Annotated in this window: 23 protein-coding genes and 1 tRNA gene; 9 read left to right on the top strand and 15 right to left on the bottom strand. The window is 72.5% G+C overall.

The features are described 5' to 3' along the window. Positions 1 to 10: 10 nt before the first annotated feature. Together ACTVZO_RS33295 and ACTVZO_RS33290 are read left to right on the top strand one after the other, a co-directional pair. Positions 11 to 934 carry an SDR family oxidoreductase gene (locus ACTVZO_RS33295; protein WP_443301853.1) on the top strand — a complete coding sequence of 308 codons (924 nt, stop codon included), beginning with the start codon at positions 11 to 13 and terminating at the stop codon, positions 932 to 934. Between the two features lie 88 nt (positions 935 to 1,022). Continuing rightward, positions 1,023 to 1,889 carry an AraC family transcriptional regulator gene (locus ACTVZO_RS33290; RefSeq protein ID WP_443301852.1) on the top strand — a complete coding sequence of 289 codons (867 nt, stop codon included), beginning with the start codon at positions 1,023 to 1,025 and terminating at the stop codon, positions 1,887 to 1,889. Positions 1,890 to 1,911: 22 nt separating this feature from the next. On the opposite strand, the gene ACTVZO_RS33285 is transcribed toward ACTVZO_RS33290, so the two are convergent. After that, complete coding sequence (locus ACTVZO_RS33285) at positions 1,912 to 2,679, bottom strand: TetR/AcrR family transcriptional regulator (RefSeq protein WP_443301851.1); 768 nt, start codon at positions 2,677 to 2,679, stop codon at positions 1,912 to 1,914. Between the two features lie 99 nt (positions 2,680 to 2,778). On the opposite strand from ACTVZO_RS33285, the gene ACTVZO_RS33280 reads away from it, so the two are divergent. After that, on the top strand, positions 2,779 to 5,040 hold the full coding sequence (locus ACTVZO_RS33280; RefSeq protein WP_443301850.1) for an ATP-binding cassette domain-containing protein: 2,262 nt from the start codon (positions 2,779 to 2,781) through the stop codon (positions 5,038 to 5,040). A gap of 21 nt (positions 5,041 to 5,061) precedes the next feature. Here the strand turns inward: ACTVZO_RS33280 and ACTVZO_RS33275 are convergent, their stop codons facing one another. Beyond that, entirely contained in the window at positions 5,062 to 6,102 is a 1,041-nt protein-coding gene (locus ACTVZO_RS33275) for an enoyl-CoA hydratase/isomerase family protein (protein WP_443301849.1), read from the bottom strand. A gap of 194 nt (positions 6,103 to 6,296) precedes the next feature. On the opposite strand from ACTVZO_RS33275, the gene ACTVZO_RS33270 reads away from it, so the two are divergent. Then, a complete protein-coding gene (locus ACTVZO_RS33270; RefSeq protein ID WP_443301848.1) occupies positions 6,297 to 6,887 on the top strand; it encodes an isochorismatase family protein in 591 nt (196 codons plus the stop codon). On the opposite strand, the gene ACTVZO_RS33265 is transcribed toward ACTVZO_RS33270, so the two are convergent. From ACTVZO_RS33265 to ACTVZO_RS33255, 3 genes are all read right to left on the bottom strand, one after another. Further along, positions 6,865 to 7,320 (bottom strand): ATP-binding protein, encoded by a 456-nt coding sequence (locus ACTVZO_RS33265; protein WP_443301847.1) that lies wholly within the window; start codon positions 7,318 to 7,320, stop codon positions 6,865 to 6,867. The two genes, ACTVZO_RS33270 and ACTVZO_RS33265, sit on opposite strands and share 23 nt — an antisense overlap. Positions 7,321 to 7,400: 80 nt before the next feature. Next, the gene (locus tag ACTVZO_RS33260) at positions 7,401 to 7,784 is read right to left on the bottom strand and encodes an STAS domain-containing protein (RefSeq protein WP_443301846.1); all 384 of its coding nucleotides are present in this window, start codon (positions 7,782 to 7,784) and stop codon (positions 7,401 to 7,403) included. A gap of 199 nt (positions 7,785 to 7,983) precedes the next feature. Further along, positions 7,984 to 8,057, bottom strand: a tRNA-Pro gene (locus ACTVZO_RS33255). Between the two features lie 117 nt (positions 8,058 to 8,174). On the opposite strand from ACTVZO_RS33255, the gene ACTVZO_RS33250 reads away from it, so the two are divergent. Next, positions 8,175 to 8,669 (top strand): DUF309 domain-containing protein, encoded by a 495-nt coding sequence (locus ACTVZO_RS33250; protein WP_443301845.1) that lies wholly within the window; start codon positions 8,175 to 8,177, stop codon positions 8,667 to 8,669. Here ACTVZO_RS33250 and ACTVZO_RS33245 read toward each other — a convergent pair. From ACTVZO_RS33245 to ACTVZO_RS33230, 4 genes are read right to left on the bottom strand one after another with little or no spacing between them, the layout of a single operon-like run. After that, positions 8,666 to 9,055 (bottom strand): VOC family protein, encoded by a 390-nt coding sequence (locus ACTVZO_RS33245; RefSeq protein ID WP_443301844.1) that lies wholly within the window; start codon positions 9,053 to 9,055, stop codon positions 8,666 to 8,668. The two genes, ACTVZO_RS33250 and ACTVZO_RS33245, sit on opposite strands and share 4 nt — an antisense overlap. A gap of 4 nt (positions 9,056 to 9,059) precedes the next feature. Then, positions 9,060 to 9,698 carry a LutC/YkgG family protein gene (locus ACTVZO_RS33240; protein ID WP_443301843.1) on the bottom strand — a complete coding sequence of 213 codons (639 nt, stop codon included), beginning with the start codon at positions 9,696 to 9,698 and terminating at the stop codon, positions 9,060 to 9,062. Continuing rightward, positions 9,695 to 11,164 carry a lactate utilization protein B gene (locus tag ACTVZO_RS33235; RefSeq protein ID WP_443301842.1) on the bottom strand — a complete coding sequence of 490 codons (1,470 nt, stop codon included), beginning with the start codon at positions 11,162 to 11,164 and terminating at the stop codon, positions 9,695 to 9,697. Before ACTVZO_RS33235 ends, ACTVZO_RS33240 begins: the two co-directional genes overlap by 4 nt. Beyond that, the gene (locus ACTVZO_RS33230; protein WP_443301841.1) at positions 11,161 to 11,916 is read right to left on the bottom strand and encodes a (Fe-S)-binding protein; all 756 of its coding nucleotides are present in this window, start codon (positions 11,914 to 11,916) and stop codon (positions 11,161 to 11,163) included. Before ACTVZO_RS33230 ends, ACTVZO_RS33235 begins: the two co-directional genes overlap by 4 nt. An 18-nt stretch (positions 11,917 to 11,934) precedes the next feature. Between ACTVZO_RS33230 and cobF the strand changes: the two genes are divergently transcribed. Next, complete coding sequence (gene cobF, locus ACTVZO_RS33225) at positions 11,935 to 12,687, top strand: precorrin-6A synthase (deacetylating) (protein WP_443301840.1); 753 nt, start codon at positions 11,935 to 11,937, stop codon at positions 12,685 to 12,687. A 6-nt stretch (positions 12,688 to 12,693) separates the two neighbouring features. On the opposite strand, the gene ACTVZO_RS33220 is transcribed toward cobF, so the two are convergent. From ACTVZO_RS33220 to ACTVZO_RS33210, 3 genes are all read right to left on the bottom strand, one after another. Continuing rightward, positions 12,694 to 13,839 carry an aminotransferase class V-fold PLP-dependent enzyme gene (locus ACTVZO_RS33220; protein WP_443301839.1) on the bottom strand — a complete coding sequence of 382 codons (1,146 nt, stop codon included), beginning with the start codon at positions 13,837 to 13,839 and terminating at the stop codon, positions 12,694 to 12,696. Between the two features lie 133 nt (positions 13,840 to 13,972). Then, on the bottom strand, positions 13,973 to 15,592 hold the full coding sequence (locus ACTVZO_RS33215) for an endo-1,3-alpha-glucanase family glycosylhydrolase (RefSeq protein ID WP_443301838.1): 1,620 nt from the start codon (positions 15,590 to 15,592) through the stop codon (positions 13,973 to 13,975). A 188-nt stretch (positions 15,593 to 15,780) separates the two neighbouring features. Next, positions 15,781 to 16,824 carry a family 2B encapsulin nanocompartment shell protein gene (locus ACTVZO_RS33210; protein ID WP_443301837.1) on the bottom strand — a complete coding sequence of 348 codons (1,044 nt, stop codon included), beginning with the start codon at positions 16,822 to 16,824 and terminating at the stop codon, positions 15,781 to 15,783. A 317-nt stretch (positions 16,825 to 17,141) separates the two neighbouring features. Here ACTVZO_RS33210 and ACTVZO_RS33205 point away from each other — a divergent pair, with 317 nt between their 5' ends. The 3 genes from ACTVZO_RS33205 (at position 17,142) to ACTVZO_RS33195 (ending at position 21,421) form a co-directional block, all read left to right on the top strand. Further along, positions 17,142 to 18,551, top strand: coding sequence for a family 2B encapsulin nanocompartment shell protein (locus ACTVZO_RS33205; protein ID WP_443301836.1), 1,410 nt, complete (start codon positions 17,142 to 17,144; stop codon positions 18,549 to 18,551). Positions 18,552 to 18,613: 62 nt separating this feature from the next. Next, positions 18,614 to 20,827 carry a terpene synthase family protein gene (locus tag ACTVZO_RS33200; RefSeq protein WP_443301835.1) on the top strand — a complete coding sequence of 738 codons (2,214 nt, stop codon included), beginning with the start codon at positions 18,614 to 18,616 and terminating at the stop codon, positions 20,825 to 20,827. A gap of 141 nt (positions 20,828 to 20,968) precedes the next feature. Further along, the gene (locus ACTVZO_RS33195) at positions 20,969 to 21,421 is read left to right on the top strand and encodes a hypothetical protein (RefSeq protein WP_443301834.1); all 453 of its coding nucleotides are present in this window, start codon (positions 20,969 to 20,971) and stop codon (positions 21,419 to 21,421) included. A gap of 92 nt (positions 21,422 to 21,513) precedes the next feature. On the opposite strand, the gene ACTVZO_RS33190 is transcribed toward ACTVZO_RS33195, so the two are convergent. The 3 genes from ACTVZO_RS33190 to ACTVZO_RS33180 form a co-directional block, all read right to left on the bottom strand. Continuing rightward, positions 21,514 to 23,733 carry an NADP-dependent isocitrate dehydrogenase gene (locus tag ACTVZO_RS33190; RefSeq protein ID WP_443301833.1) on the bottom strand — a complete coding sequence of 740 codons (2,220 nt, stop codon included), beginning with the start codon at positions 23,731 to 23,733 and terminating at the stop codon, positions 21,514 to 21,516. A 203-nt stretch (positions 23,734 to 23,936) separates the two neighbouring features. Then, positions 23,937 to 24,290 carry a DUF805 domain-containing protein gene (locus ACTVZO_RS33185; RefSeq protein ID WP_443301832.1) on the bottom strand — a complete coding sequence of 118 codons (354 nt, stop codon included), beginning with the start codon at positions 24,288 to 24,290 and terminating at the stop codon, positions 23,937 to 23,939. A 324-nt stretch (positions 24,291 to 24,614) separates the two neighbouring features. Further along, positions 24,615 to 25,466: a chitosanase gene (locus ACTVZO_RS33180; protein WP_443301831.1), complete on the bottom strand. Its 852-nt coding sequence runs from the start codon at positions 25,464 to 25,466 to the stop codon at positions 24,615 to 24,617. Positions 25,467 to 25,509 lie beyond the last annotated feature (43 nt).

Here is a 25,509-nt window from a genome sequence, read left to right as displayed (position 1 = left end):
GGTCGGACGCATGGCTGAAGCACAGCGCACACTCGAAGGCAGGGTCGCCCTGGTGGCGGGGGCGACGCGGGGAGCGGGCCGGGGCATCGCGGTCCAGCTGGGCGCGCAGGGCGCGACCGTGTACGTATCGGGGCGCAGCTCCCGGAGCGGACCCTCGGAGTACGGCCGGCCGGAGACCATCGAGGAGACGGCCGAGCGCGTGACGGCGGCGGGCGGCCACGGCATCGCGGTGGTCGCCGACCACCTGGTGCCGGGCGAGGTCGAGGCCCTGGTCGGGCGGATCGACGCCGAGCAGGGGCGCCTCGACGTCCTGGTCAACGACATCTGGGGCGGGGAGCGGCTCTTCGAGTGGGACAGCACGGTCTGGGAGCACGACCTGGACAACGGGCTGCGGCTGCTGCGGCTCGCGGTCGAGACCCATGCCGTCACCAGCCACTTCGCGCTGCCGCTGCTGCTGCGCCGGCCGGGCGGGCTGGTGGTGGAGATGACGGACGGCACCACCGAGTACAACGCGTCCACCTACCGGGTGTCGTTCTTCTACGACCTCGCCAAATCCTCGGTGCTGCGGATGGCGTTCGCGCTGGGGCACGAACTGGGTCCGCGGGGTGCGACGGCGGTGGCGCTGACGCCGGGCTGGCTGCGGTCGGAGATGATGCTGGACAACTACGGCGTGACGGAGGAGAACTGGCGGGACGCGCTCGCGAAGTCCCCGCACTTCGCGATCTCCGAGACCCCGTCGTACGTGGGCCGGGCGGTCGCGGCGCTCGCCGCGGACCCGGACCTGGCGCGCTGGAACGGCTGTTCCCTGTCCAGCGGGCAGCTCGCGGGCGTCTACGGCTTCACGGACCTCGACGGCAGCCGCCCGGACTGCTGGCGGTACATGGTCGAGGTCCAGGACCCGGGCCTCCCGGCGGACACCACCGGCTACCGCTAGGGGGTGTCCGACCGGATCGGGCACAGGATGTCGGGTCGGGCAGGGTGGTTCCTTCCTAGCGTGGGGATCGAAAGGGAAGGAGGCCGGGGTGCTGGAGCGGCTCAACCAGGCCATGGAGCACATCGAGGGCCGCCTCGACGGGCGGATCGACGCGGCCGACCTGGCGCGGATCGTGATGACGTCGGAGTACCACCTGCGGCGGCTGTTCTCCGCGCTGGCGGGGATGCCGCTGTCGGAGTACGTGCGGCGCAGGCGGCTCACGATCGCCGGCGCCGAGGTGCTGGCCGGGGACCGGACGCTGCTGGAGATCGCGGTGCGGTACGGCTACACGTCGGGGGAGGCGTTCGCGCGGGCGTTCCGCGCCGTGCACGGCGTCGGCCCCGGCGAGGCCAGGCGCTCCGGTGCGAGCCTGCGGTCCCAGCCACGGCTGTCCTTCCGCCTCACCGTCGAAGGGAACAGCAGCATGCGGTACCGGGTAGTGGAGAAGGACGAGTTCAGGATGGTCGGCAGGAAGGCGCGCGTCCCCCTGGTGCACGAGGGGGTGAACCCCGCCATCGCCGACTTCATCCGGGGCATCGGGCAGGAGGCGCTCGGGCGCATGGAGCTGCTGTCCGACCAGGAGCCGCGGGGGATCGTGGGGGTGAGCGGGAACCTCGACCCGAGCCGGGCGGAGGGAACCGGACTCGACTACTTCCACGGGGTGGTGACGCGGGCCGCGGTGCCCGAGGACATGGAGGCGCTGGACGTTCCGGCCGGGACCTGGGCCGTCTTCGAGAGTTCGGGGACGTTTCCGCAGGCGCTCCAGTACCTCTGGCGGGACGTGTTCACCCAGTGGTTCCCGTCGAATCCGTACCGGAGCCGTCCGGGACCGGAGCTCCTGCGGGTCCGGCTGTCGCAGGACGCCTCGGAGGCGGACGCGGAGCTGTGGATCCCCGTGGAGCGGACGCCACTCTGAGCGGCGGCGCGGGCCCGGTGCCTCAGGACGCGGGCCTCGATTCGATCAGGCGGGCCAGTCCGTCCAGGACGCAGCGCAGGCCGAAGGCCCAGACCGTCTCCGGGTTGTAGGGGCCGACGGCGCTGCCGACGCGGCCGGCGAGCGGGTAGCTGCCGGGGTCCATGGCCCGTTCCAGCAGCGGCGCGCTGACGGCCCACCACTCCTCGTCGCTCTGGCGGCTGTTGTGCTCGGCGGCGTCGGCGGCGGCCTGCGCCTCGGCGTGGACGACGGCGAGGAGGTGGGTCAGGGCGGCGTCCATCTCGACGTCGGTGAGTCCGATGCCGTCGAAGGCCGCCAGCTCGTACTCGTATTTGGCGATCACGCCGGGGCCCATCGGCGGGCGGGTGACGGACAGGTCCGCGATCCAGGGGTGGCGGGCGAGCAGTGCCCGGTTGTCCTCGGCGACGCGGGTGACCCGCGTCTGCCAGGGCTCCGGCACGTCCGTCGCAGGCCGGGGGCGGTCCATGGTGCGGTACGCGTCGTCCAGCATGAGGTCGAGCAGTTCGGCCTTGCCGGGCACGTAGGTGTAGAGGGTCATCGGTGTCACCCCGAGGCGCTGGGCGAGCGCGCGCATGGTCAGCGCGGTGAGCCCCTCGGCGTCGGCGAGGGTGACCGCGGCCCGGACCACGGCGTCCACGCTGAGCCCCTGCCGCGGCCCGCGCCGTCCCGGATGCGCCTCCTGGCCGGGCCCGCGCCACAGCAGTTCCAGCGTCCGGGCGGTATCCCCCGCACCACTGCGGTCCCTCGCCATCTCGGCCCTCCCCGCTCTCGGCAACAAAACACACTACGACGTATAGAGTACAGTGTAGAATGTAACTCGAGACACCGCCACGCCACCGCGAGGAGTTCCGTGCACATCGCCGCCGACAGCCATCAGGTCATCCAGGTCCGCGGAGCGCGGGAGAACAACCTCGCCGACATCTCCCTGGACATCCCCAAGCGCCGGCTCACCGTGTTCACCGGCGTCTCCGGCTCCGGGAAGTCCTCCCTCGTCTTCGGCACCATCGCCGCCGAGTCGCAGCGCATGATCAACGAGACGTACACCGCCTTCATCCAGTCCTTCATGCCGAGCCTGGGCCGGCCGGACGTGGACGGGCTGCACAACCTGAGCGCCGCCATCGTCGTCGACCAGGAGCGCATGGGCGCGAACTCCCGCTCCACGGTCGGCACCGCCACCGACGCCTACACCATGCTGCGGATCGTCTTCTCCCGGCTGGGCGTCCCCCACATCGGCACGTCCACCGCCTTCAGCTTCAACACGCCGGACGGCATGTGCCCGCGCTGCGAGGGCATCGGCCAGGTATCCGACATAGCCGTGGACCAGCTCGTGGACCGCGAGCTCTCCCTCAACGAGGGCGCCGTCACCGTCCCCGGCTTCGCCGTCGACTCCTGGTACTGGCAGATCATGGCGAACTCCGGCTTCTACTCCCCCGACACGAAGCTGAAGGACTTCACCGAGCAGGAGTGGGCCGACTTCCTGCACAAGGACGCAGTGAAGGTGAAGGTGGGGTCGAACAACTTCACCTACGAGGGCCTGATCACCAAGATCCAGCGGACGTACCTGTCCAAGGACCGCGAGTCCATGCAGTCTCACATCCGGTCCTTCGTGGACCGTGCCGTGGTCTTCGCCGACTGCCCGGACTGCGGCGGCACCCGCCTGTCCGCGGCCGCCCTCTCGTCGCGCGTCGACGGCGTCAACATCGCCGAGTGCTCGGCGATGCAGATCAGCGACCTGGCCGCCTTCGTCCGCCGGATCGACGACCCCGGTGTGGCGCCGCTGCTCGCGAGCCTCCGGGACCTGCTGGACTCCCTCGTCGAGATCGGCCTCGGCTACCTCAGCCTGGACCGCCAGTCGGCCACCCTCTCCGGCGGCGAGGCCCAGCGCGTGAAGATGGTCCGCCACCTCGGGTCCTCGCTCACCGACATCACGTACGTCTTCGACGAGCCGACGACCGGCCTGCACCCGCACGACATCCAGCGCATGAACGACCTGCTGCTGCGGCTGCGCGACAAGGGCAACACCGTGCTGGTCGTCGAGCACAAGCCCGAGGTCATCGCCATCGCCGACCACGTCGTGGACCTGGGCCCCGGCGCCGGCACGGCGGGCGGGCAGCTCTGCTACAGCGGGGACGTGGCCGGGCTGCGCGCCTCCGGGACCCTGACCGGCCGCCACCTCGGACACCGGGCGCGGCTGCGGGAGCAGGTGCGCGCCCCGCGCGGCCACCTGTCGGTCAAGGACGCCGACCTGCACAACCTGAAGGACGTCAGCGTGGAGGTGCCGCTGGGCGTGCTGGCGGTGGTGACCGGGGTGGCCGGATCCGGGAAGAGCTCGCTGATCCACGGGTACCTCGCCGGGCAGGACGGGGTGGTGGTCGCCGACCAGTCCCCGATCCGCGGCTCGCGCCGGTCCAACCCGGCGACGTACACGGGGCTGCTCAATCCGATCCGTACCGCCTTCGCCAAGGCCAACGGGGTCAAGGCCGCGCTGTTCAGCGCCAATTCGGAGGGCGCCTGCCCCAAGTGCAACGGCCTCGGGCTGGTCTACACGGACCTGGCCATGATGGCCGGGGTGGCCTCGGTCTGCGAGGAGTGCGAGGGGCGCCGGTTCACGCCGGAGGTGCTCACGTACACCCTGCGCGGCAAGAACATCAGCGAGGTGCTCGACATGCCGGTGTCGGAGGCGTACGAGTTCTTCACCACCGGCCAGGCCCGGACGATCCTGGCGCGGCTCGCCGACGTGGGGCTGGGCTACCTGCGGCTCGGCCAGCCGCTCAACACCCTGTCGGGCGGCGAGCGGCAGCGGCTCAAGCTGGCGATCAGCATGGCGGAGAAGTCCTCCGTCTACATCCTCGACGAGCCGACGACCGGGCTGCACATGGCCGATGTGGACAAGCTCCTCGCCCTGCTGGACCGCCTCGTCGACAACGGGAACTCGGTGATCGTCATCGAGCACCACCAGGCGGTGATGGCGCACGCCGACTGGCTGATCGACATCGGCCCGGGCGGCGGGCACGCCGGCGGCCAGGTCGTCTTCGAGGGCACCCCGGCCGCCCTGGTGGCGGGGGCCGACACGCTGACGGCGCGGCACCTGCGCGCGTACGTCACCTCGTAGCCCGGACCGCACGCCCCGGGGTCACAGCACCAGGTCGCCGCCCGCGAGCGGAGCGAAGAGCCTCTCCACGTCCGCGCCGGTCACGTCCGCCAGGGCGGGCGGCGACCAGCGCGGACGGCGGTCCTTGTCGACGACCTGGGCACGGATGCCCTCCACCAGGTCGGGCCAGGCCAGGGCGTTGCACGAGACGCGGAACTCCTGGACCAGCGCCTCCTCCAGCGAGCCGAGGGCGGCGGCCCGGCGCACCGCCGCGAGGGTGGTCTTCAGGGCGGTCGGGGACTTGGCCAGGACGGTCTCGGCGGCCTCCTTGGCGGCCGGGTCCCCGTCGGCGAGCAGCCGCTCGACGGTCTCCTCGACGGTGTCCGCCGCGTAGCAGTGGTCGATCCAGGGCCGCCGGCCGGCGAGTTCACCGGGCGGGGGCGCGGCCGTGTAGCGCGGCAGTACCTCGTGGACGGGGGCCCCGGCGAGGGCGGCGGTCAGCTCCGGCAGCCGTGCGGCCGGGACGAAGTGGTCGGCGAGTCCGCACAGCAGGGCGTCGGCGGCGCCCACGGCCGCGCCGGTGAGGGCGAGATGGGTGCCGAGACGGCCGGGCGCGCGGCCGAGCAGCCAGGTCCCGCCGACGTCGGGGACGAAGCCGATGCCGGTCTCGGGCATGGCGACGCGGGAGCGCTCGGTCACGACGCGCACCCCGCCGTGGGCCGAGATCCCGACTCCGCCGCCCATGACGATCCCGTCCATGAGGGCGACGTACGGCTTGGGGTAGCGGGCGATGCGGGCGTTGAGGCGGTACTCGTCGCGCCAGAACTCCGCGGAGGCCGTGGTCTTGGCCTTGGCGTCGTCGTGGATGGCCCGGATGTCCCCGCCCGCGCACAGACCCCGCTCACCGGCGCCGCGGACCAGCACCTGGTGGACGGCGGGGTCCCGCTCCCAGGCCGCCAGCGCCCTGGCCATGCGCCCCACCATGGCGTGGGTGAGCGCGTTGAGGGCCTTGGGGCGGTTGAGGGTGATCACCCCGGTCCGGCCCTCGACGGCGAGCAGGACGGTGTCGTCTTCGGTCTTCACACCGGCCAGTATGGACGGCGGCCGACAGGAGCCGGCGGCCGGGCGGGGCCGGACCGGGCGGGCCGCCACGCGCTCGGAGAAGTCCGGGATTCACCCCTTTCGCATGCGCGTTCCCGTTTCGGGGGGACCGGTGATCGGTAAGGTCACCCTGCAGTGCCGGCGCCGTGTCCGCACGCACCCCGAAGGAGACCTCCATGGCCGCCCCGACCGCCGACCCGAACCGTCTCGCCCTCGGCAGGGACACGGCCCTCGTCCTCATCGACCTGCAGACCGGCATCCTGGGCCTGCCGACGGCCAGGCCCTCCGCCGACATCCTGAAGCAGGGCATCGCCCTCGCCGGGGCGTTCCGCGCACACCGGCTTCCCGTGGTCCTGGTCAAGGTCGCCTGGTCCCCCGACAGCGGCGACCTGCCCACGGCCAACGTGGACCGTCCGGGCCCGGCCGCGGCCCCGCCGGCCGCGTTCTCGGAGATCCCGGCCGAGCTCGCCGCGCTCGGGGACGTGGTGGTCACCAAACGCCACTGGGGCGCCTTCACCGGCACCGAGCTCGACCTCCAGCTGCGCCGGCGCGGCATCCACCGCATCGTCCTGGCCGGGATCTCCACCAGCGCCGGGGTCGAGTCCACCGCCCGTACGGCCTGGGAGCACAGCTACGACCTGGTCTTCGCCGAGGACGCCACCGCCGACCTGGACGCCGACTCCCACGCCCACACCTTCGGCAAGATCTTCCCCCGCATCGGCAAGGTCGCCTCCACGGCCGAGATCATCGCAGCCCTGGATTCCTGACCCGGGCCGGAGCGGCCACCTCCAGCCATACGCACTTGCCGTGCGGGCCCGGGCGGGAGCCCCAGCTGCGGGCCAGCCGGTCCATGATCAGCAGCCCGTGCCCGCCGGGCTGCCCGGGCCGCGCGCCCGGGCCGGCCCGCACGGGGACCGGCGGCGCCGGGTTCCCGTCGGTCACCTCGATGCGCAGCCGCTCGTCGTCGCAGTCCAGCAGCAGCGCACCCGGCCCGCCGCCGTGCAGACAGGCGTTGGCCACCACCTCGGACACCAGCAGGAGCACGTCGTCGGCCGCGTCCCGCTCCTCCTGCGTCGCGGCCGGGAGCCAGTGCCACGCGGCCAGGGCCCGGCGCGCGAAGTCCCGGCTGCGCGTCACGACGTCGGTGGCCCCGTCCAGTACCAGGTACCAGGTCCGGTCGGGTGACCCCCGCTGTTCCATGACGCTCCGACTCCCATGTGTCGACGTGCAGTAGCCGTATTGACCTGGGGCCGTGCCCGACCACCCGTGCCGCGGTGGTGCTAGGCCGGCGAACCGTCCGTCCCGCCGTCCGTCCCGTTCAGTGCCTGCGCCACATCGGCGTACACGGGGAAGATCCCGTCGGCGCCGGTGATGCGGAACATCCGGGCGACCGAGCCCCGCAGCCCGGCCAGCTCCACGCTGCCGCCGGCCTCCAGGGCCGAGAGTCTGCTGTGCAGGAGCACGTTCAGCCCGGTGGAATCGCAGAACCCCAGTCCCGTCAGGTCCACCAGCAGCCGTCCACCGCGCACGACCGCCGCGTCGAGGGCCTCGCGCAGGGGCTGGGCCGTGTCGTGGTCCAGCTCCCCCGCCAGCTCGATGACGACGGCTCCGTCCACGTGCTGGACCGCGACGGTGAAGCGCTCGTTGTCCGCTTCCGGAACCATCCCTCATCACCCTTCCGTCCTGTTCTTGCACCTTCCCAGAAGCCACGCGGATACGCCTCCGGCGACGACGGCCGCGGCGGCGGGCGGGAAGGTCCTGCGGGGCTCCCGTGGACGGGGCCGGCGGCGGTTGAACCGGAAACGACCGTGGGGCCGTTTCGGATTGCTCCGAAACGGCCCCACGACCTGCGACTTCGAAAAGTCGGGACGACAGGATTTGAACCTGCGACCCCTTGACCCCCAGTCAAGTGCGCTACCAAGCTGCGCCACGTCCCGTTGTGCCTGCGACCTGGGGTTTCCCCCGTCCCGGCGGCACATGCAGAACATTACCCCACGCCGAGGGGTGTTCATGCACCGGTAATCGGCGGCGCGGAAGATGGCGAAGATGAGGTGGTGAACGCACGGGATCGGGATCGGGACAGGGACGGCGGGGGACGGGCGCGCAGTGCGCGCCCCCGGGACGGGCTCGGGCGGCCGCTGCCGTACGGGGCGGCCGGGGTGGAGCGGCAGCCGGAGGGGGTGGTGCGCCCGCCCCGCGAGACGGTCGCGGAGGCGCAGCGGCTGCTGGACCGCGGCATGCCCTTCCACGCGCACGAGGTGTTCGAGGACGCCTGGAAGTCGGGGCCCGAGGAGGCGGCACCGTTGTGGCGCGGGCTCGCGCAGCTCGCGGTGGGGCTGACGCACGCCGCGCGCGGGAACGCGGTCGGCGGGGCGAGGCTGCTGCGGCGCGGGGCGGACGCCCTGGCCGGGCGGGAGGACGCGTACGGGATCGACGTGGCGGGCCTGACCGGGTGGGCCCGGGCGCTGGCCGGACGGGTGGCGGCCGGGGAGCACATCGACGCGGCGGCCGAGGCCCCCGGCCTCACCGGCAGGCCGGGCACTCCCTAGGCGGGCTGGAGCAGGTCCCAGCGGTTTCCGTAGAGGTCCTCGAAGACGGCGACGGAGCCGTACGCCTCGTGGCGCGGCTCCTCGAGGAAGCGGACGCCCTCGGCGGCCATCCGGGCGTGGTCGCGGGCGAAGTCGTCGGTGTGGAGGAAGAAGCCGACGCGGCCGCCGGTCTGGTCTCCGACGCGGGCGCGCTGGGCCTCGTCCTTGGCGCGGGCCAGCAGCAGTGCGGCCTCCTCGGCACCGGGCGGGCGGACCACGACCCACCGGGCGCCGTCCGGGCGGGCGCTGTCCTCAACGAGGTCGAAGCCGAGGGCGCGGGTGTAGAAGTCGATGGCCTCGTCGTAGTCGTGGACCAGGAGCGCGGTGAGGGCGATGCGGGATGACATGCCCTCATTGTGCGCCGAGGAGGACCACTTCCAGGGTGCGGGGGCCGTGTACGCCCTCCACCCGGTCGAGTTCGATGTCGCTGGTGGCGGAGGGACCGGAGATCCAGGTCAGGGGGCGGGCCGGGTCGAGGCGTTCCAGTGCCTGCGGTACGGAGTCCACCACCTGGTCCGGCACGCGGACCACGCAGATGTGGTGGTCCGGTACCAGGGTGATGCGGCGCCGGCCCTGGTCGGGGCCGCCGTCGAGGACGATGGTGCCGGTCTCGGCGACGGCCAGTGCGCAGCCGGTCACGACGCTGTCCACGCGGTCGAGTTCGGCGGGGGTGGACGCGGCCCGGTCGTGGATCCGGGTCGGGTCCGCGGCCGACAGCCAGTGCGGGGGCAGGGCGGGCGGTACGAGGACCGTGCCGGAGCCGCGCTCGGCGAGGAGCCGGCTCAGCAGCATCGGCAGGCCGTCCTCGTCGGTGCGGTGGACCTTCGCCCGGTACTCGGCCAGGTGGGCGGCGAGCAGGTCGGCGCTCTCGGCGGGCGTGCGGACGCCGTGGACGCGCAGGTAGTCGCGGGGGATCCGGGGATCCGGATCCGGCCCCCGCTCCCCCACCGCGCGCCGGACGCGGGCCAGGATCCGGTCCCTGCTGCTCATCGGGAGGCCTCCCGTTCCCGGGCCCACCAGTCGCGGAAGGACTCCGCGGGGACGGCGGGCAGTTCGCGGCTGTCGGTCCAGGCCCGCCCGGGCCCCGGCAAGCGGCGCGGGCGCAGCCGGCGGGCACGGGCCAGCAGGCGTTCGCCGGCGCGGAGCGCGGCGGGACGGTCCAGCAGGAGGCGGGCGGCCCGCATCGCGGCCCGTTCCGCGGTGTGGCCGTGCGCCGGGCGGATCCGTACGCGGATGCCGCCCTGGGTCACCCGGCCGCCCTGGACCACCCGTTCGCGCAGGTGGACGAGGACCTCGGGGATGTCGATGGCGACGGGGCAGACCTCGTAGCAGGCGCCGCACAGGGTGGAGGCGTAGGGCAGCGAGGCGTCGATCTCGCTTCCGGTGCCGCGCAGCTGGGGGCTGAGGATGGCGCCGATGGGGCCCGGGTAGACGGATCCGTAGGCGTGGCCGCCGGCCCGTTCGTACACGGGGCAGACGTTGAGGCAGGCGGAGCAGCGGATGCAGCGCAGGGCCTGGCGGCCGACCTCGTCGGCGAGGGTGTCGGTGCGTCCGTTGTCGAGCAGGACGAGGTGGAAGGCGGCGGGTCCGTCGCCGTCCGTGGTGCCCGTCCACATGGTGGTGTACGGGTTCATCCGCTCGGCCGTCGAGGAGCGGGGCAGCGTCTGGAGGAAGATCTCCAGGTCGCGGAAGGCCGGGACGACCTTTTCCACGCCGACGACCGAGATGAGGGTTTCCGGCAGGGTCAGGCACATCCGGCCGTTGCCTTCGGATTCCAGGACGACCATGGTGCCGGTCTCGGCGACCATGAAGTTGGCGCCGGACACGGCGACCTTGGCGCGCAGGAACTTCTCGCGCAGGTGCAGGCGGGCCGCCTCGGCCAGTTCGCGCGGGTCGTCGCCGAGCGGTTCGGGCGCGGGCCGTCCCCAACGGCCCATCTCCGTACGGAAGATGTCGCGGATCTCGGCGCGGTTGCGGTGGATCGCCGGGACCAGGATGTGCGAGGGCCGGTCGTGGCCGAGCTGGACGATGAGCTCGGCGAGGTCGGTCTCGTACGCGGCGATCCCGGCGGCCTCGAGGGCTTCGTTGAGCCCGATCTCCTGGGTGGCCATGGACTTGACCTTGACGACCTCCCGCTCACCGGTGGCGAGCACCAGCTCCGTCACGATCCGGTTGGCCTCGTGGGCGTCGGCCGCCCAGTGCACCGTGCCGCCGGCCGCGGTCACGGCGGCCTCCAGCTGGAGGAGGTAGCGGTCGAGGTGGCGCAGGGTGTGGTCCTTGACCGCCTTGCCCGCGGTGCGCAGCCGGTCCCAGTCGGCCAGTTCGGCGACCGCGCGGGCCCGTTTGCCGCGGATGGCGTGGGTGGCGTGGCGGAGGTTGGCCCGCAGCACGTCGTCGCGTACGGCCTCGCGGGCCGCCTCGGGGAAGGCGGGCATGCCGAGGAAGGTGCCGCTCATGTCAGGGGTTCCTCCTCGGTGGCGGCCAGGATCTCGGCGATGTGCAGGGTCCGCAGCGGGGCCCCGGCCCGGCGCAGCAGGCCGTCGAGGTGGGCCAGGCAGGAGTTGTCGGCTCCGCACAGCACCTGCGCGCCGGTGGCGGCCGCGCTGCGCGTCTTGTCGGTGCCCATCGCGGCCGACACGTCCGGGTTCTTGACGGCGAAGGTGCCGCCGAAGCCGCAGCACTCCTCGGCTCCGGGCAGCTCGACCAGGTCCAGGCCCTTGACGGCCGCCAGCAGCCGCCGCGGCCGGTCCCCCAGCCCGAGACCGCGCAGGCCGTGGCAGGAGGGGTGGTAGGTGACGGTGTGCGGGAAGCAGGCGCCGACGTCGGTCACCCCGAGCACGTCGACCAGGAACTCGGTCAGCTCGTACACGCGGGGCGCCAGATCCCGGGCGAGGGCGCCGAGCTCGCCCCCGCGCCCCTCGGCCGCCGCCCGCCGGCCGATGCGCGGGTAGTGCTCGCGGACCATCGCGGCGCAGGACCCGGAGGGGGTGACCACGTACGGGTACCCGGCGAATGCCTCCGCGGTGCGCCGCAGCAGCGGTTCCGCCTCGTGCCGGTAGCCCGTGTTGTACTGCGGCTGCCCGCAGCAGGTCTGGGCCTGCGGGAAGTCCACGGTGACGCCGAGCCGCTCCAGGAGGCGTACGACGGCGATGCCCGTCCGCGGGTACAGCGCGTCGTTGACGCAGGTGACGAACAGGGCGGCTCGCATGACGGGCAGAATAGCGGCGTGAAGAAGTTCTCAGTGATCGGCATAGGCGCGGGCGACCCGGACCACCTGACCCTCCAGGCGGTCAGGGCGATCGGCGCGGCGGACGCGTTCCTCATCCTGGAGAAGGGCGAGGAGAAGGCGGACCTGACCGGACTGCGGCGCGCGATGCTCGACGAGCACGCCCGCCCCGGCCACCGGCTGGTGGAGGGCCGCGACCCCGACCGGGACCGCACTCCGGCGGACTACACCCCCACGGTGGACGGCTGGCGCAGCGCGCGGGCCGAGCTCTTCGAGCGGTTCATCGCGGAGGATCTGGCGGAGGGCGAGACCGGGGCGTTCCTGGTGTGGGGAGACCCCTCGCTGTACGATTCCACGCTCGCGATCCTCGACGAGGTGCTGGAGCGGGGCCGGGTGACCTTCGAGCACGAGGTGGTCCCGGGCATCAGCAGCGTCTCGGCGCTGCTGGCGCGGCACCGCACCAACCTGAACCGGGTCGGGCGGCCGGTCCAGATCACCACCGGGCGGCGGCTGGCGGAGGGCTGGCCGGAGGGCGTGGACGACGTGGTGGTGATGCTGGACGCGCGGCACGCCTTCACCGCCCACCTGGACCAGGACCTGTTCATCTACTGGGGGGCCTACGTCGGCACCCCGGACGAGATCCTGGTCTCGGGGAAGCTCTCGGACGTCGCCGGGCGGATCGAGGAGCTGCGCACCGAGGCCCGGGCCCGCAAGGGCTGGATCATGGACACCTACCTGCTGCGGCGCGGCTGAGCCGGGTCACCCGGCGAGGAAGGCGGGCAGGGCCGCGGCGAGCCGCTCGTACTCCTCGGGGCGGTTGTAGACCTGCCCGCAGACGCGCAGGCCCCCGCCGCCCGGCCGGGGCCAGACCAGGACCCGGATGCGGAGCTTCGCCGCGAGCTCCTCGCGCAGGGCCGCGGCCGCCTCGCGGGTCTCGGCGACGCCCGCCGGGAGCAGCACGGAGCGCATCGGCAGGCCCGGGGTGTGCGGGAGGGCGGTGAACCCGGGCAGCCGGGCGAGCAGGTCCGCGCCGTAGGCGGCGAGCGCGGCGTTGTGGGCGCGGACCCGGCCGGCGTCCAGGCGTTCGATCAGGTCGAGGCCCTCGGGGGCGGCGAGCCAGCCGGTGTAGTCGGTGGTGGCCCGGTACTCGACCGAGCGGGGGTAGCCCCGGTGGTCCTCCCAGGAGGGCACCAGGGCCCTGACGCGGGCCCGGTGGGCGGGGGCCACGGCGAGCAGTGCGCTGCCGGACGGGGCGTAGCCCCACTTGTGCAGGTTCCCGAACCAGAAGTCGGCGCCGGCGGCGACCGGCCGGGCCAGTGTGCCCGGGGTGTGGGCGCCGTCGACGACGGTGGTGACCCCGCGCGCCGCGAGGTCCGCGAGGAGCCGGGGGCCCGCGACGAGGCGGGCGGTGGGCGAGCTGACGTGATCGAGCAGGGCCACCTTCGTGCGGGGGGTGAGCGCCGCCAGCACGGCCTCGCGCACGGCGTCCTCGTCGGGCAGGTGGGGGTCCAGGGCGACCGTGGTGACGGACGCGCGGCGGGCGGCGGCCTCGGTCACGGTGCCGTAGCCGTGGTCGGTGACCAGGATCTCGTCGCCGTAGGCGAGCGGAATGGCATCGAGGGCGAGGTTGGCGCCCTCGGTGGCGTTGGAGATGAAGGCGAGCCCCGCCGGGTCCGTCCCGAGGCGGGCCGCGATCCGGCTCCGGGCCCCCTCCAGCCGGTCGGCGACCCCGTTGAAGAAGGCGTCGGGGTCGGCGTCGGCCTCGGCGCGCAGCGCCTCCTGGGCGTCCCGGACGGGGACGGGCACCGTGCCGTACGAGCCGTGGTTGAGGTGGGAGACGCCGGGGTCCAGCCGGAAGAGGCTTCCGCCGCCGGGGAAGGCGGTCGGGGTGGCGGGCTCGGTCACGGTACCTCCGGGTGAAGGGTGCGGCGGTGCGGGCGGGCTCCTGCGGATCATGCACGGCGCGGGGCCGGGCCCGACAAGGCCACTCACGGCAGGGTGGCCTGCCCGCAGGCCGCGGCTGCGCCTCCCTCTGCCCCTACCGCCCGCTGGTCGCCGCGTAGTACTGGAGGTCCTGGACCTCCACCGTACGGTCCACCGGGTACGGCAGCCGTACCTCCGTGCCGGTCTTGCCGCCGCGCACCACCGCTGCCGTGGCGGTGCCCGGCTTCAGCGGCAGCAGTTCGGAGTGCACCCCCGCGGGGGCCTCGTGGGTGTCCTGGGCGGATCCGACGGCCGTGCGGACGGCCGCGGGCCCGGCGAGGAAGCTGAGCACCTCCACCGTGTCCCGGGGCGCGGCGGTGCCCTTGCGCGGGGCCATCAGCAGCGACTGGCCGCCCGTCGGGTCCGCGGCCGCGAACTGGGTGCGGGCGGTGAGGTACAGCGTGTCACGGACGATCTTCGGCCAGCTGCCCGTCTTGAACCGGGTGAGGTAGTAGGAGGTCAGGTCCAGGTAGGCGTACCCGTTGTGCAGGGAGGGCGCGAACTGGCTGCCTTCCGAGTAGTCGTTCCAGGTGGTCAGCTGCACCCAGTCGGCCCCGTCCTCGATGGCGTGCGTCCAGGTGGAGCGCAGGGTCGCGGTGTTGCCGGCCTCGTCGTAGACGCCCTGGTTGGGGCGGGCGTCCTGGACCGAGACGGGCTGCATCCAGATCTTGCCCATGCCGTGCGCCCGGCGGACGTCGCGCGTGTTGCCCTCCTGGCCGACGTAACTGCGGCTGCCCCATTCGGAGAAGCCGTGGCTGATGGGGGCGAACGCGTCGTGGTGGGCGGCGAAGTCGAGGAAGAGCGGGACGAACGCGGTCTGGACGCCGTGCCTGGACCGCAGGATCTCCAGGACCTGGGTCCACCACGCGGCGCTCTTCTCCTCTGCCTTGAACGGGGAGACGACGAGCCGGCCGTCGGGGAGGCGGTGGGCGGCCGGGGCGTCGCCGAGCGTGGCGATGGCCTCGGCGAGCACGCCCGGGTCGTCGGTCTTCAGCGAGGTCATGTCGGGCATCAGCATGATCTTGAAGGCGGGGTCGACCGAACGGGCCGCCGCCATCAGCAGGTTGCAGCGGTCCCAGTTGCGGCCGGAGAAGGACAGCATGTCGAGGGTGAACCCGTCGATGCCCGCCGCGCGGGCCGTGCGCACCTCCTGCTGGAGGTTGGCGTACTCCCAGTCGCCGGACTTCGGCTCGACGGGCAGCGGCCGGTCGCGCAGCAGGCCGCCGTACTTCCCGTGCTTGCCGCTCTCGCCGTCCGGGTTCAGGTAGTGGCGGGTGTAGTAGTCGCCATCCGCCCGCGCGTTGTCGAGGGAGAGCGGGTACGGGGTGAAGTAGTGGGCGAACACCAGCTTGCGGCCCGCCGCGCCGGAGCGCAGGGCGGCGGGCTGGGGCATGTCGAAGGGCAGGGCGCCGGCGGGGCGGGGAGCCCCGGTGTCGCTCGCACCCCCCAGGTTGCCCTTGGCGGCCGCGCCCTTGGTGGGCGGCGGGCTCTCGGCGGACGGCGCGGTGGCCGGCGCGGGATCTCCGGGCGCGGGGGTGCCGGCCGGGCCGGCGGTCCACGGGGCGCCTATCGCGGGGGCCGAACCGCCTTTCGGCGAGGTCGCGTCGAAGGGGTCCCAGGCTATGCCGGTGGCCGCGCACACCCCGACGAGGAGGAACGCCGAGACCAGCAGCATCAGCGGCCCGCGGCCACGGAACCCCTTCCGGCGCCGGTGCGACACCGGCCGGAACGCCCGTCTCGGCCGCCGTCCTGTCCGCCGGTCCGCTCTCATCCTGGCCCCTCCCGCGCACGGTCCCCCCGGTGGGGGCTGCACAGCAGTAGAGCCCATGACCGGCTCGCGGACAACCGTTCCAGGCCACGGCGCTAGGCACGGGTGGCGGCGATGTCGGCGTTCTCCAGGATGCCGATCGCGTCGGGCACGAGGATCGCCGCCGAGTAGTAGGAGCTGACCAGGTAGGACATGACCGACTTCTGGTCGATGCCCATGCAGCGGACGTTGAGGCCGGGTTCCACCTGCTCGGGGATCGCGGCCGGGCGCAGCCCGACGACGCCTCCGTCGTCCTCTCCGGTGCGCAGGGCCAGGACCGAGCTGGTGTGGCCGCCGACGACGGGGATCTTGCCGCAGGGCAGGACCGGGACGCCCCGCCAGGAGGGCACGTGTTTGCCGTGGACCTCCACGGTGGCCGGGGCGAGGCCGCGCTTGTTGCACTCGCGGAGGAAGGCGGCGATGGTCTTGGGGTGCGCGAGGAAGAACTTCGTGCCGCGGCGCATGCTGAGCAGGTCGTCCATGTCGTCGGGGGTGGGCGGGCCGGACCAGGTGCTGATGCGCTGCCCGTAGTCGGCGTTGTGCAGCAGGCCGAAGTCGCGGTTGTTGAGGAGCTCGGACTCCTGGCGTTCGCGCATCGCCTCCACGGTCAGGCGCAGTTGCTGCTCGAACTGGTTCATCGGGTCGTTGTAGAGGTCGGCGACCCGGGTGTGGATCTGCAGCACGGTCTGGGCGAGGCTCAGTTCGTATTCGCGCGGGTGCAGCTCGTAGTCGACGAAGGTGGCGGGCAGCCGCGCTTCGCCCGCGTGGCCGGAGGCGAGCTCGATGTCGGCCTCGCCGCGCCGGTTGACGGGCCGGCGGCCGTTCTCGACGTACTGCTCCAGGTGCGTGCGCAGGCTCGCCGCGCGGCCGAGCACCTCCTGGAAGGAGCTCCACCGCAGCACCATCACGGTCCCGGCGGTCGCGGCCCGTACGCCGTACCCCCACCGCGGGTCGGTCCGGCCGAGGGCGTCGTCGCCGAGCTGGTCGCCGTCGGCCACCACGCCGAGGAGTTCGGCGCCGACGTGCGCGAAGTCCTGCCCGCTCCAGCGGGCGTCGGTGAGGAGGGTGCGGAGTCGTCCGTTGGGTTCACGCTTGGCCATCAGAAACCGCCCAGCTCGTACACGTGTCCATCCATTCAACGCGGTCGGACATTCAACACGGCGGGGCGGGGACGGATGTACCGGGTGAGGCCGTCCTGCCCCTAACACAGACGTGTGCGCTCGGCGGCCCACGGTCACACCGCGTGGCCGTGGCGTACGGGAGCACGGCAGATCACTCGGAGCGGGACCGTGCGTTCCGCTCACGCCCGCACGCCGCCCCGCACCCGGCCCCGTGCAAGGAGGTGCGCACCCCGCCCGGCCCCGGTCCGGGGCGTCCGCCCCGCTCTCCGGAAGACCGACCGAGAGGAAGGCCCGCCATGTCCGTCGAACCGAGCGCCGAAGTGGGCGCCGAGCACCTGACCGCCGCGGTCCGGCAGAGCCTGAGCACGGAGGCCGCCCGGAACCTGGCCACGACGACCAAGTCCGCGCCGCAGATGCAGGGGATCAGCTCGCGCTGGCTGCTGCGGATCCTGCCGTGGGTGCAGACGGGCGGCGGCAGGTACCGGGTGAACCGGACGGTCAGCTACACCCTCGGCGACGGGCGCATCACCTTCGTGAAGACGGGCTCCGAGCTGCGGGTCATCCCGGCCATGCTGCGCGAGCTCGGCATGCTCCGGTACTTCCCCGACGACCGGGTGGTCAAGGCGATCGCCGACCGGTTCGTCAAGGAGGAGTTCCGCAGGGGCGACGTCATCGTGCGGCGCGGCGAGCCCGTCGACAAGATCTTCCTGGTCGCCCACGGCCGCATCGAGCGGCTGAGCGCCGGCGCGTACGGGGACGAGGCCAGCCTGGGCGTGCTCAGCGACGGCGACCACTTCGGCCATCATCCGCTGCCCGACGCCCGCTGGGAGTTCACCGCCCGCGCCCAGACCGACGTGGTGACGATGACCTTCAACCGCGGGGACTGGGACGCGGCCCTGAACAGCTCCGCCGCGCTGCGCCGGCACGCGGAGGCCTATCTGGAGGCGGAGCGCGTCGGCCGCCGGGGCAGCGACGCCGTGGACCTGTCGGCCGGTCACACCGGGGAGGTGATGCTGCCCGGCACGTACGTCGACTACGACCTCAGCCCGCGCGAGTACGAGCTGAGCGTCGCGCAGACGGTCCTGCGCGTGCACTCCCGGGTCGCCGACCTCTACAACCAGCCGATGAACCAGTCCGAACAGCAACTGCGCCTGACCGTGGAGGCGTTGAAGGAGCGCCAGGAGAGCGAGCTGGTCAACAACGCGGAGTTCGGGCTGCTGCACAACGCCGACTACGAGCAGCGGATCTACGCCCGCACCGGCCCGCCGACCCCCGACGACATGGACGAACTGCTCAGCCGCCGGCGCGGGTCGCAGTACTTCCTGGCCCATCCGCGGGCCATCGCCGCCTTCGGCCGCGAGTGCAGCAGGCGCGGCCTGTACCCGGACAGCGTGGACTTCCGGGGCCAACAGGTCCCGTCCTGGCGCGGGGTGCCGCTGCTGCCCTGCAACAAGATCCCGGTGACGCCGGAGCGGACCAGCTCGATCCTGGTCCTGCGCACCGGCGAGGACAACGACGGGGTCGTCGGGCTGCACCCGGCGGCGCTGCCCGACGAGTACGAGCCGGGCCTGTCCGTCCGCTTCATGAACATCAGCGAGCAGGCGATCATCTCCTACCTGGTGACGGCCTACTACTCGGCGGCGGTCCTCGTGCCCGACGCCGTCGGGGTGCTGGAGAACGTGGAGATCTCCCGCTTCGACGAATGAGCACCGCGCACCGAGCACCCAGTGCCGAGAACCCAGTGCCGAGGAGTGAGGGAGTCCAGGACATGACCGCTCGGCAGCAGGACGTCTCGCGGCAGCCCTTCGAACTGCCGGAGTTCTACCTCCCGCATCCCGCCCGTCTCAACCCCCACCTGGAGGAGGCCCGCACGCACACCCGCGCGTGGGCCGCGGAGCGGGGGATGCTGGAAGGCTCGGGCGTGTGGGGCCCGGCCGACCTGGAGGCGCACGACTACGCGCTGCTGTGCGCCTACACCCACCCCGAGTGCGACGGGCCGATGCTCTCGCTCGTCACCGACTGGTACGTGTGGGTGTTCTTCTTCGACGACTGGTTCCTGGAGCGGTTCAAGCGCTCCGGCGACCGGAGGGCCGGGCGGGACGCCCTGGAGCGGCTGGCGCCGTTCATGCCAGCCGACCCGTGCGCGCCGGTGCCCGAGCCGGCCAGTCCGGTGGAGGCCGGTCTGGCCGACCTGTGGCGGCGTACGGTGCCCGGCCACTCGGCGGACTGGATCGAACGCTTCACGGTCAGCACCCGCGATCTGCTCCACGAGTCGCTGTGGGAGCTCGACAACATCAGCATCGGCCGGGTGTCCAACCCGGTGGAGTACGTCGAACAGCGCCGCAAGGTGGGCGGCGCGCCCTGGTCGGCGGGGATCGTCGAGCACGCGGTGGGCGTGGAGGTGCCCGCGTCCGTCTCCGGGGAGCGGGCGCTGCGCGTGCTGCGCGACTGCTTCGCCGACTCGGTGCACTTCCGCAACGACCTGTTCTCCTACGAGCGGGAGACCGGGAAGGAGGGCGAGCTCAGCAACGGGGTGCTGGTCCTGGAGCGGTTCTTCGGCTGCACCGCGCAGCAGGCCGCCGACCGGCTGAACGACATGATCACCTCGCGCCTCCAGCAGTTCGAGAGCACCTTCTTCACCGAACTGCCGGTGCTGTTCGCGGAGAAGGGCCTGGACCCGGGCGGGATCCTCGCCGTCCTCACCTACGCCCGCGGGCTCCAGGACTGGCAGTCCGGCGGCCACGAGTGGCACATGCGCTCCGGCCGGTACATGAACTCCCGCCCCGGCCCGGCCGGGCTGGGGACCGCCGGGGCCAACGTCAGGGCGCTGCTGGGCCTGACCGGCGGCGCGCGGCGGGTCCGCCGGCACGGCAACGTCCCCCGGCGGGTGGGTCCTTCGGTGATCCCCGAGTTCTTCATGCCGTACCGCAACGTCCTCAATCCGCACCTGGCCGGCGCCCGGGAGCGGCTCGTCGAGTGGAACCGCGCGACGGGGATGCTGGACGAGGGCGTCTGGTGGGAGGACAAGGCCCGCGGGTACGACTTCGCGCTGTGCTCGGCGGGCATCGACCCGGAGGCCTCGGCGGAGGCACTGGACATCAGCGCGGGCTGGCTGAGCTGGGGCACGTACGCGGACGACGTCTATCCGCTGGTCTTCGGCACCGGGCGGCAGCTGGCCGCCGCCCGGGCTCAGACCGAGCGGCTGCGCGCCTGCATGCCGCTGGACCTGTCGGCGCCGCCTCCTCCGGCCAACGCCATGGAGCGGGGGCTGGCGGACCTGTGGCGGCGCACGGCCGCGCCGCTGGGGGCACGCGGCCGGGAGACCTTCAGGGGGGCGATGGACCGGGTGCTCGACAGCTGGCACTGGGAGCTGGAGAACCAGGCCGCCAACCGGGTGCCGGACCCGGTCGACTACCTGGAGATGCGCCGGGTGACCTTCGGTTCGCCGATGACGATCGCGCTGGCGCGCATGGCGCACCTGGACCTCGTCCCGGAGGAGGTGTACGCGAGCTCGGCCATGCGGTCGCTGGAGGCCGCGGCCTTCGACTACTCGGCACTGATGAACGATGTGTTCTCGTACCAGAAGGAGGCACAGTACGAGGGCGAGCTGCACAACTGCCTGATCGTCGTGGAGAACTTCTTCGACTGCGACCCTCCGGCGGCGCTGCGGATCGTGAACGGCCTGATGACCGCGCGGATGAAGCAGTTCCAGCACGTGGTGACGCACGAACTGCCCGTCATGTACGCGGACTACGGGCTGGACGCGGCGGCCCGCGCGGCCCTGGACCGCAGCGCCGTGGAGCTGACGCGGTGGATGGCGGCCATCCACGTCTGGCACGTCGCGACGAAGCGCTACCGGGAGGAGGACCTCGAGCGCCATCGCGCGCACCGCCGGGCCGCGGCGCCGGGCGCGCCCGCCGTGGACCCGCCGGGCCGCGGCCGCCGGCTCCCCCCGGCTCCGCACCGGGCCGCGTGGGCCTGACCTGCGGGGCGAAAGGTACCTCCGCAGGAATACGACGTTCCCCTGGTCTTACGGCGCAAGCGGCGCATAATCGTCGACATGCGGCCTGAAACAACCCTCTGGCCGCACGTGGTCACGCATGCAATGGGGGGCATCGTGCCGATGGGGGATTCCAGGGCGTCCGGCACGCTGCCGGCCACGTCCGTGGAGATGTCGCGGCTGCTGACCGCCGTCCGGCGGGGGCGCGTACTGACCGTGACGGGCGGGTTCCGCGAGCCGCGGAGCCTGCTGGTGCGGGAGATCGCACGGCGGCTCGCGTCCAACTTCTACGACGGGGTGGCCGTCGTCGGTCTGGACCGCGCCTGCGGCGTGCGGGATCTGACGGCCGCCCTGGGCTGCGTGCCGGGCATGCCCTTCCTGCCGTACGGGACGGCCGATGCGGCGTCCTGGCTCGCCGAGCGCGACCTGCTGCTCGTCCTCGACGGCAGCGAGCTGCTCACCCCGGCGGCCGTGGACTGGCTGCGGGACCTGCTCCGCCGCGCGCCGGGTCTGCGGCTGCTGGCCGCCGGCCGCCATCCGCTGGCCTTCGGGGAGGAGCGGGTGCACCGGCTCTGAGCCGGTCCGGCCACCGGCCCCGGACACGGGTCCGCCCCGGCCGGGCGCAGGGGCCGGCCGGGGCGGAGCACGTCACGCGGCGGTCACGGGTGTCAGCCGAGGATGGCCAGCGCCTCGTTCAGGGTCGCGGAGGGGCGCATGATCGCGGCGGCCTTGGCCGCGTCGGGCTGGTAGTAACCGCCGATGTCGGCCGGGGAGCCCTGGACCGCGATCAGCTCGGCGACGATCTTCTGCTCGGACTCGGCCAGCGTCTTGGCCAGCGGGTCGAAGGCGGCCGCGAGCTTCGGGTCGTCGGTCTGACGGGCCAGCTCCTGCGCCCAGTACAGGGCGAGGTAGAAGTGGCTGCCGCGGTTGTCGATGCCGCCCAGCTTGCGGCTCGGCGACTTGTCCTCGTTGAGGAAGCTGCCGGTCGCCCGGTCCAGGGTGTCGGCCAGCACCTGGGCGCGGGCGTTGCCGGTGGTGGTGGCGAGGTGCTCGAAGGAGACGGCCAGCGCGAGGAACTCGCCGAGCGAGTCCCAGCGCAGGTAGTTCTCCTTGACCAGCTGCTGGACGTGCTTCGGGGCGGAGCCGCCGGCGCCCGTCTCGAAGAGGCCGCCGCCGTTCATGAGCGGGACCACCGACAGCATCTTGGCGCTGGTGCCCAGCTCCAGGATCGGGAAGAGGTCGGTCAGGTAGTCGCGCAGCACGTTGCCGGTCACCGAGATGGTGTCCTCGCCGCGGCGGATGCGCTCCAGGGAGAAGGCGGTGGCCTCGACCGGGGAGAGGATCTTGATGGTCAGACCCTCGGTGTCGTGGTCGGCCAGGTACGCGTTGACCTTGGCGATCAGCTGCGCGTCGTGGGCGCGGGTCTCGTCGAGCCAGAAGACGGCCGGGACGCCGGTGGCGCGGGCGCGGGTGACGGCGAGCTTGACCCAGTCCTGGATCGGCGCGTCCTTGGTCTGGCAGGCGCGGAAGATGTCACCGGCGGCGACCTCCTGCTCCAGGACCGTGTTGCCCGAAGCGTCGACCAGGCGGACGGTGCCCGCGGCGGCGATCTCGAAGGTCTTGTCGTGGCTGCCGTACTCTTCGGCCTTCTGCGCCATGAGGCCGACGTTCGGCACCGAGCCCATGGTGGAGGGGTCGAAGGCGCCGTGCGCGCGGCAGTCGTCGACGACGACCTGGTAGACGCCGGCGTAGCTGCTGTCCGGCAGGACCGCGAGGGTGTCGGCCTCGTTGCCGTCCGGGCCCCACATGTGGCCGGAGGTGCGGATCATGGCCGGCATCGAGGCGTCGACGATGACGTCGGACGGCACGTGCAGGTTGGTGATGCCCTTGTCCGAGTCGACCATGGCGAGGGCCGGGCCCTCGGCGATCTCGGCGTCGATCGAGGCCTTGACCGCGTCGCCGTCGGGCAGCGCGCCCAGGCCGTTCAGGATCGCGCCGAGGCCGTCGTTGGGCGACAGGCCGGCGGCGGCGAGGGTCTCGCCGTAGCGGGCGAAGGTCTTCGGGAGGAAGGCGCGGACCACGTGGCCGAAGACGATCGGGTCGGAGACCTTCATCATCGTGGCCTTGAGGTGCACGGAGAACAGGACGCCCTCGGCCTTGGCACGCTCGATCTGGTCGTTCAGGAAGGTGCGCAGCGCGTCGACGTGCAGGACGGACGCGTCCACGACCTCACCGGCCAGGACCGGTACGGACTCGCGCAGCACGGTGGTGGCGCCGTCGGCGTCGACGTGCTCGATGCGCAGGGTGCCGGCCTCGGCGATCACCGCGGACTTCTCGGTGGAGCGGAAGTCGTTCGCGCCCATGGTGGCGACGTTCGTCTTCGAGTCGGCGCTCCAGGCACCCATGCGGTGCGGGTGGGCCTTGGCGTAGTTCTTGACCGAGGCGGGGGCGCGGCGGTCGGAGTTGCCCTCGCGCAGGACCGGGTTGACGGCGCTGCCCTTGACCTTGTCGTAGCGGGCGCGGATCTCGCGCTCCTCGTCGGTCTTCGGGTCGTCCGGGTAGTCCGGGAGGGCGTAGCCCTGGCCCTGGAGCTCGGCGACCGCGGCCTTGAGCTGCGGGATCGAAGCCGAGATGTTGGGAAGCTTGATGATGTTGGCTTCGGGGGTCTTCGCCAGCTCGCCGAGCTCGGCGAGGGCGTCCGCGATCCGCTGGCTCTCCTCGAGGTGCTCGGGGAAGCTGGCGATGATCCGACCGGCCAGGGAGATGTCACGGGTCTCGACATTCACACCGGCCGTCGACGCGTATGCCTGGATCACAGGCAGGAACGAATACGTCGCGAGGGCCGGGGCCTCGTCAGTGTGCGTGTAGATGATGGTCGAGTCAGTCACCGGATGCTCCGCTCCACAGTCTGCGTCTCTCGTCTGCAACATTGCTCGACATCAAGATATCTCGTGATCGGGCCGGTCTGGACAGCCCCCTGCCACGAGCCGAGGGAGACACGAGTCACGTCGGACCCCGGAGACGGCGAAAGCGCCGCCCCCGGCTGTCTCCGGCCGGGGCGGCGCTCAGGCTTTACGGGCGAAAGCCCAGGTCAGGCGTGGTAGCCCTTGGGGTCCGGGCCGTACTCGTTCGGCGTCTGCTGACCCGCGGTGGCCGTCAGGACGAGCAGCCAGATGCCGCCGACGAACGGGACGAGGGTGATGAAGTACCACCAGCCGGACTTGCCGATGTCGTGCAGACGGCGGACGAGGACCGCGATGCTCGGGACGGCGGTGCCGAGCGTGTAGACGAGGGTGAGGATCGGGAGGGTCCCCAGCACGAAGTCGAGGATCACCAGGGCTATGACGATGACCGACTGGATGAGCGAGAACATCCAGTACTCCTGGCGGCGCGCGCGGCCGGAGAAGTCCGCGTACTTCTTCAGGACGTCGGTGTAGTGGTTCACGGGGTCCCCCCAGAGGACGGAAGTGCGGCCCGTCCTGCTGGATCAAGCCGGGGCAGAACTTATGCCCCCCTTACACCGGGGTCAAGCCAGTTATCCGGGGCCCTTATTCGGCCACACGGCACGATATCCGGCACCTGCCGACCGGTGACCGGGGTGCGGAGAGGCGCCGTGTCCGGCGACGTCCGAATCGTCCCCGCCGGGCGCCTGCTCCGCACCACGGAACCCGCGTTGATCGGTGTCCACATCGTTACCGCACGGCGACCGCGCGGGCCAGGCGGGCCGGGCCGGGCACGCCGCCCCGGACGCGCCGGGCCGCGGCTCGCGTCAGCCGATGTGGAAGGAGTCCCCGTACACCTTCCAGTCCAGGGGGGTGTTGAGGCCCAGGTTCCCCTTCTTCAGGAACACCCGCTGCCCGGTGTCGACGCGGCTGGTGTCGCTGTGCGCCTCCTCCTGCTTCATCGCCCAGACGCGGGCGTCGAGGAAGGCGTTCAGCCACGCGGTCTCGCTGCCGCCCTGGGACGGGGGCTTGGCCTTGGACAGCGCGCGCTTTCGGATGTTGCGGAAGCTCGTGGAGTCCGCGCCGTCGCCGTGCATGACGATCGCGTCGTAGTAGATGAACTGGCCGAGGACGCCGACCCGGTCCGACTTGCCCTGGCTGACCGCCGGGTTGAAGTAGACCCGGTCGCGCTCGCGGTCCTGGGCCTTCTTGAACTCCGCGTCCTGGGCCGCCTTCGCCCAGTCCCGGGTGAAGTTCGGGTCGAGGCCGGAGTGGGAGTCGGTGCCGTCGACCCGGCGCAGGGCGGGGAGGTACTTGGCGAGCACGTTGCCCGGCTTGACCTGCGTGTAGTACTCGACGAGGTCGAGCATGTCGCCGGTGCCGGAACAGAAGCCGATGATGCCCGCCGTGTAGCCGCGGCCGTCGCCTATGTCCTCGATGTACTTGTACTGCGCCTTCCAGTCCAGCGAGGAGTTCTCCGCACTGGAGACGATCTTCATGGCGATCTCCTTCTTCGCCGGATCGTCGAGCCCGACGGCCGCGGCCGCCTGCGCCTTCGCCTGCGCCGCGGTGGCGGCGCCGGTGTCGACGGCGGTCGCCTGGGCGGTTACCGGTACGGCGATGAGCACACTGCCGAGCACGGCGCCGATCACCAGGGTCCTGCGGTGGGGGGTGAACACAAGGCCTCCATGGGGGAGTTGAGGCTTCCCGGTTTCGTTAAGA

Source organism: Streptomyces sp. IBSNAI002 (assembly GCF_052244475.1).
GTDB lineage: Bacteria > Actinomycetota > Actinomycetes > Streptomycetales > Streptomycetaceae > Streptomyces.
The sequence above is the reverse complement of the archived record's forward strand: the minus strand, read 5'-3'. Positions and strand labels throughout refer to the sequence as shown.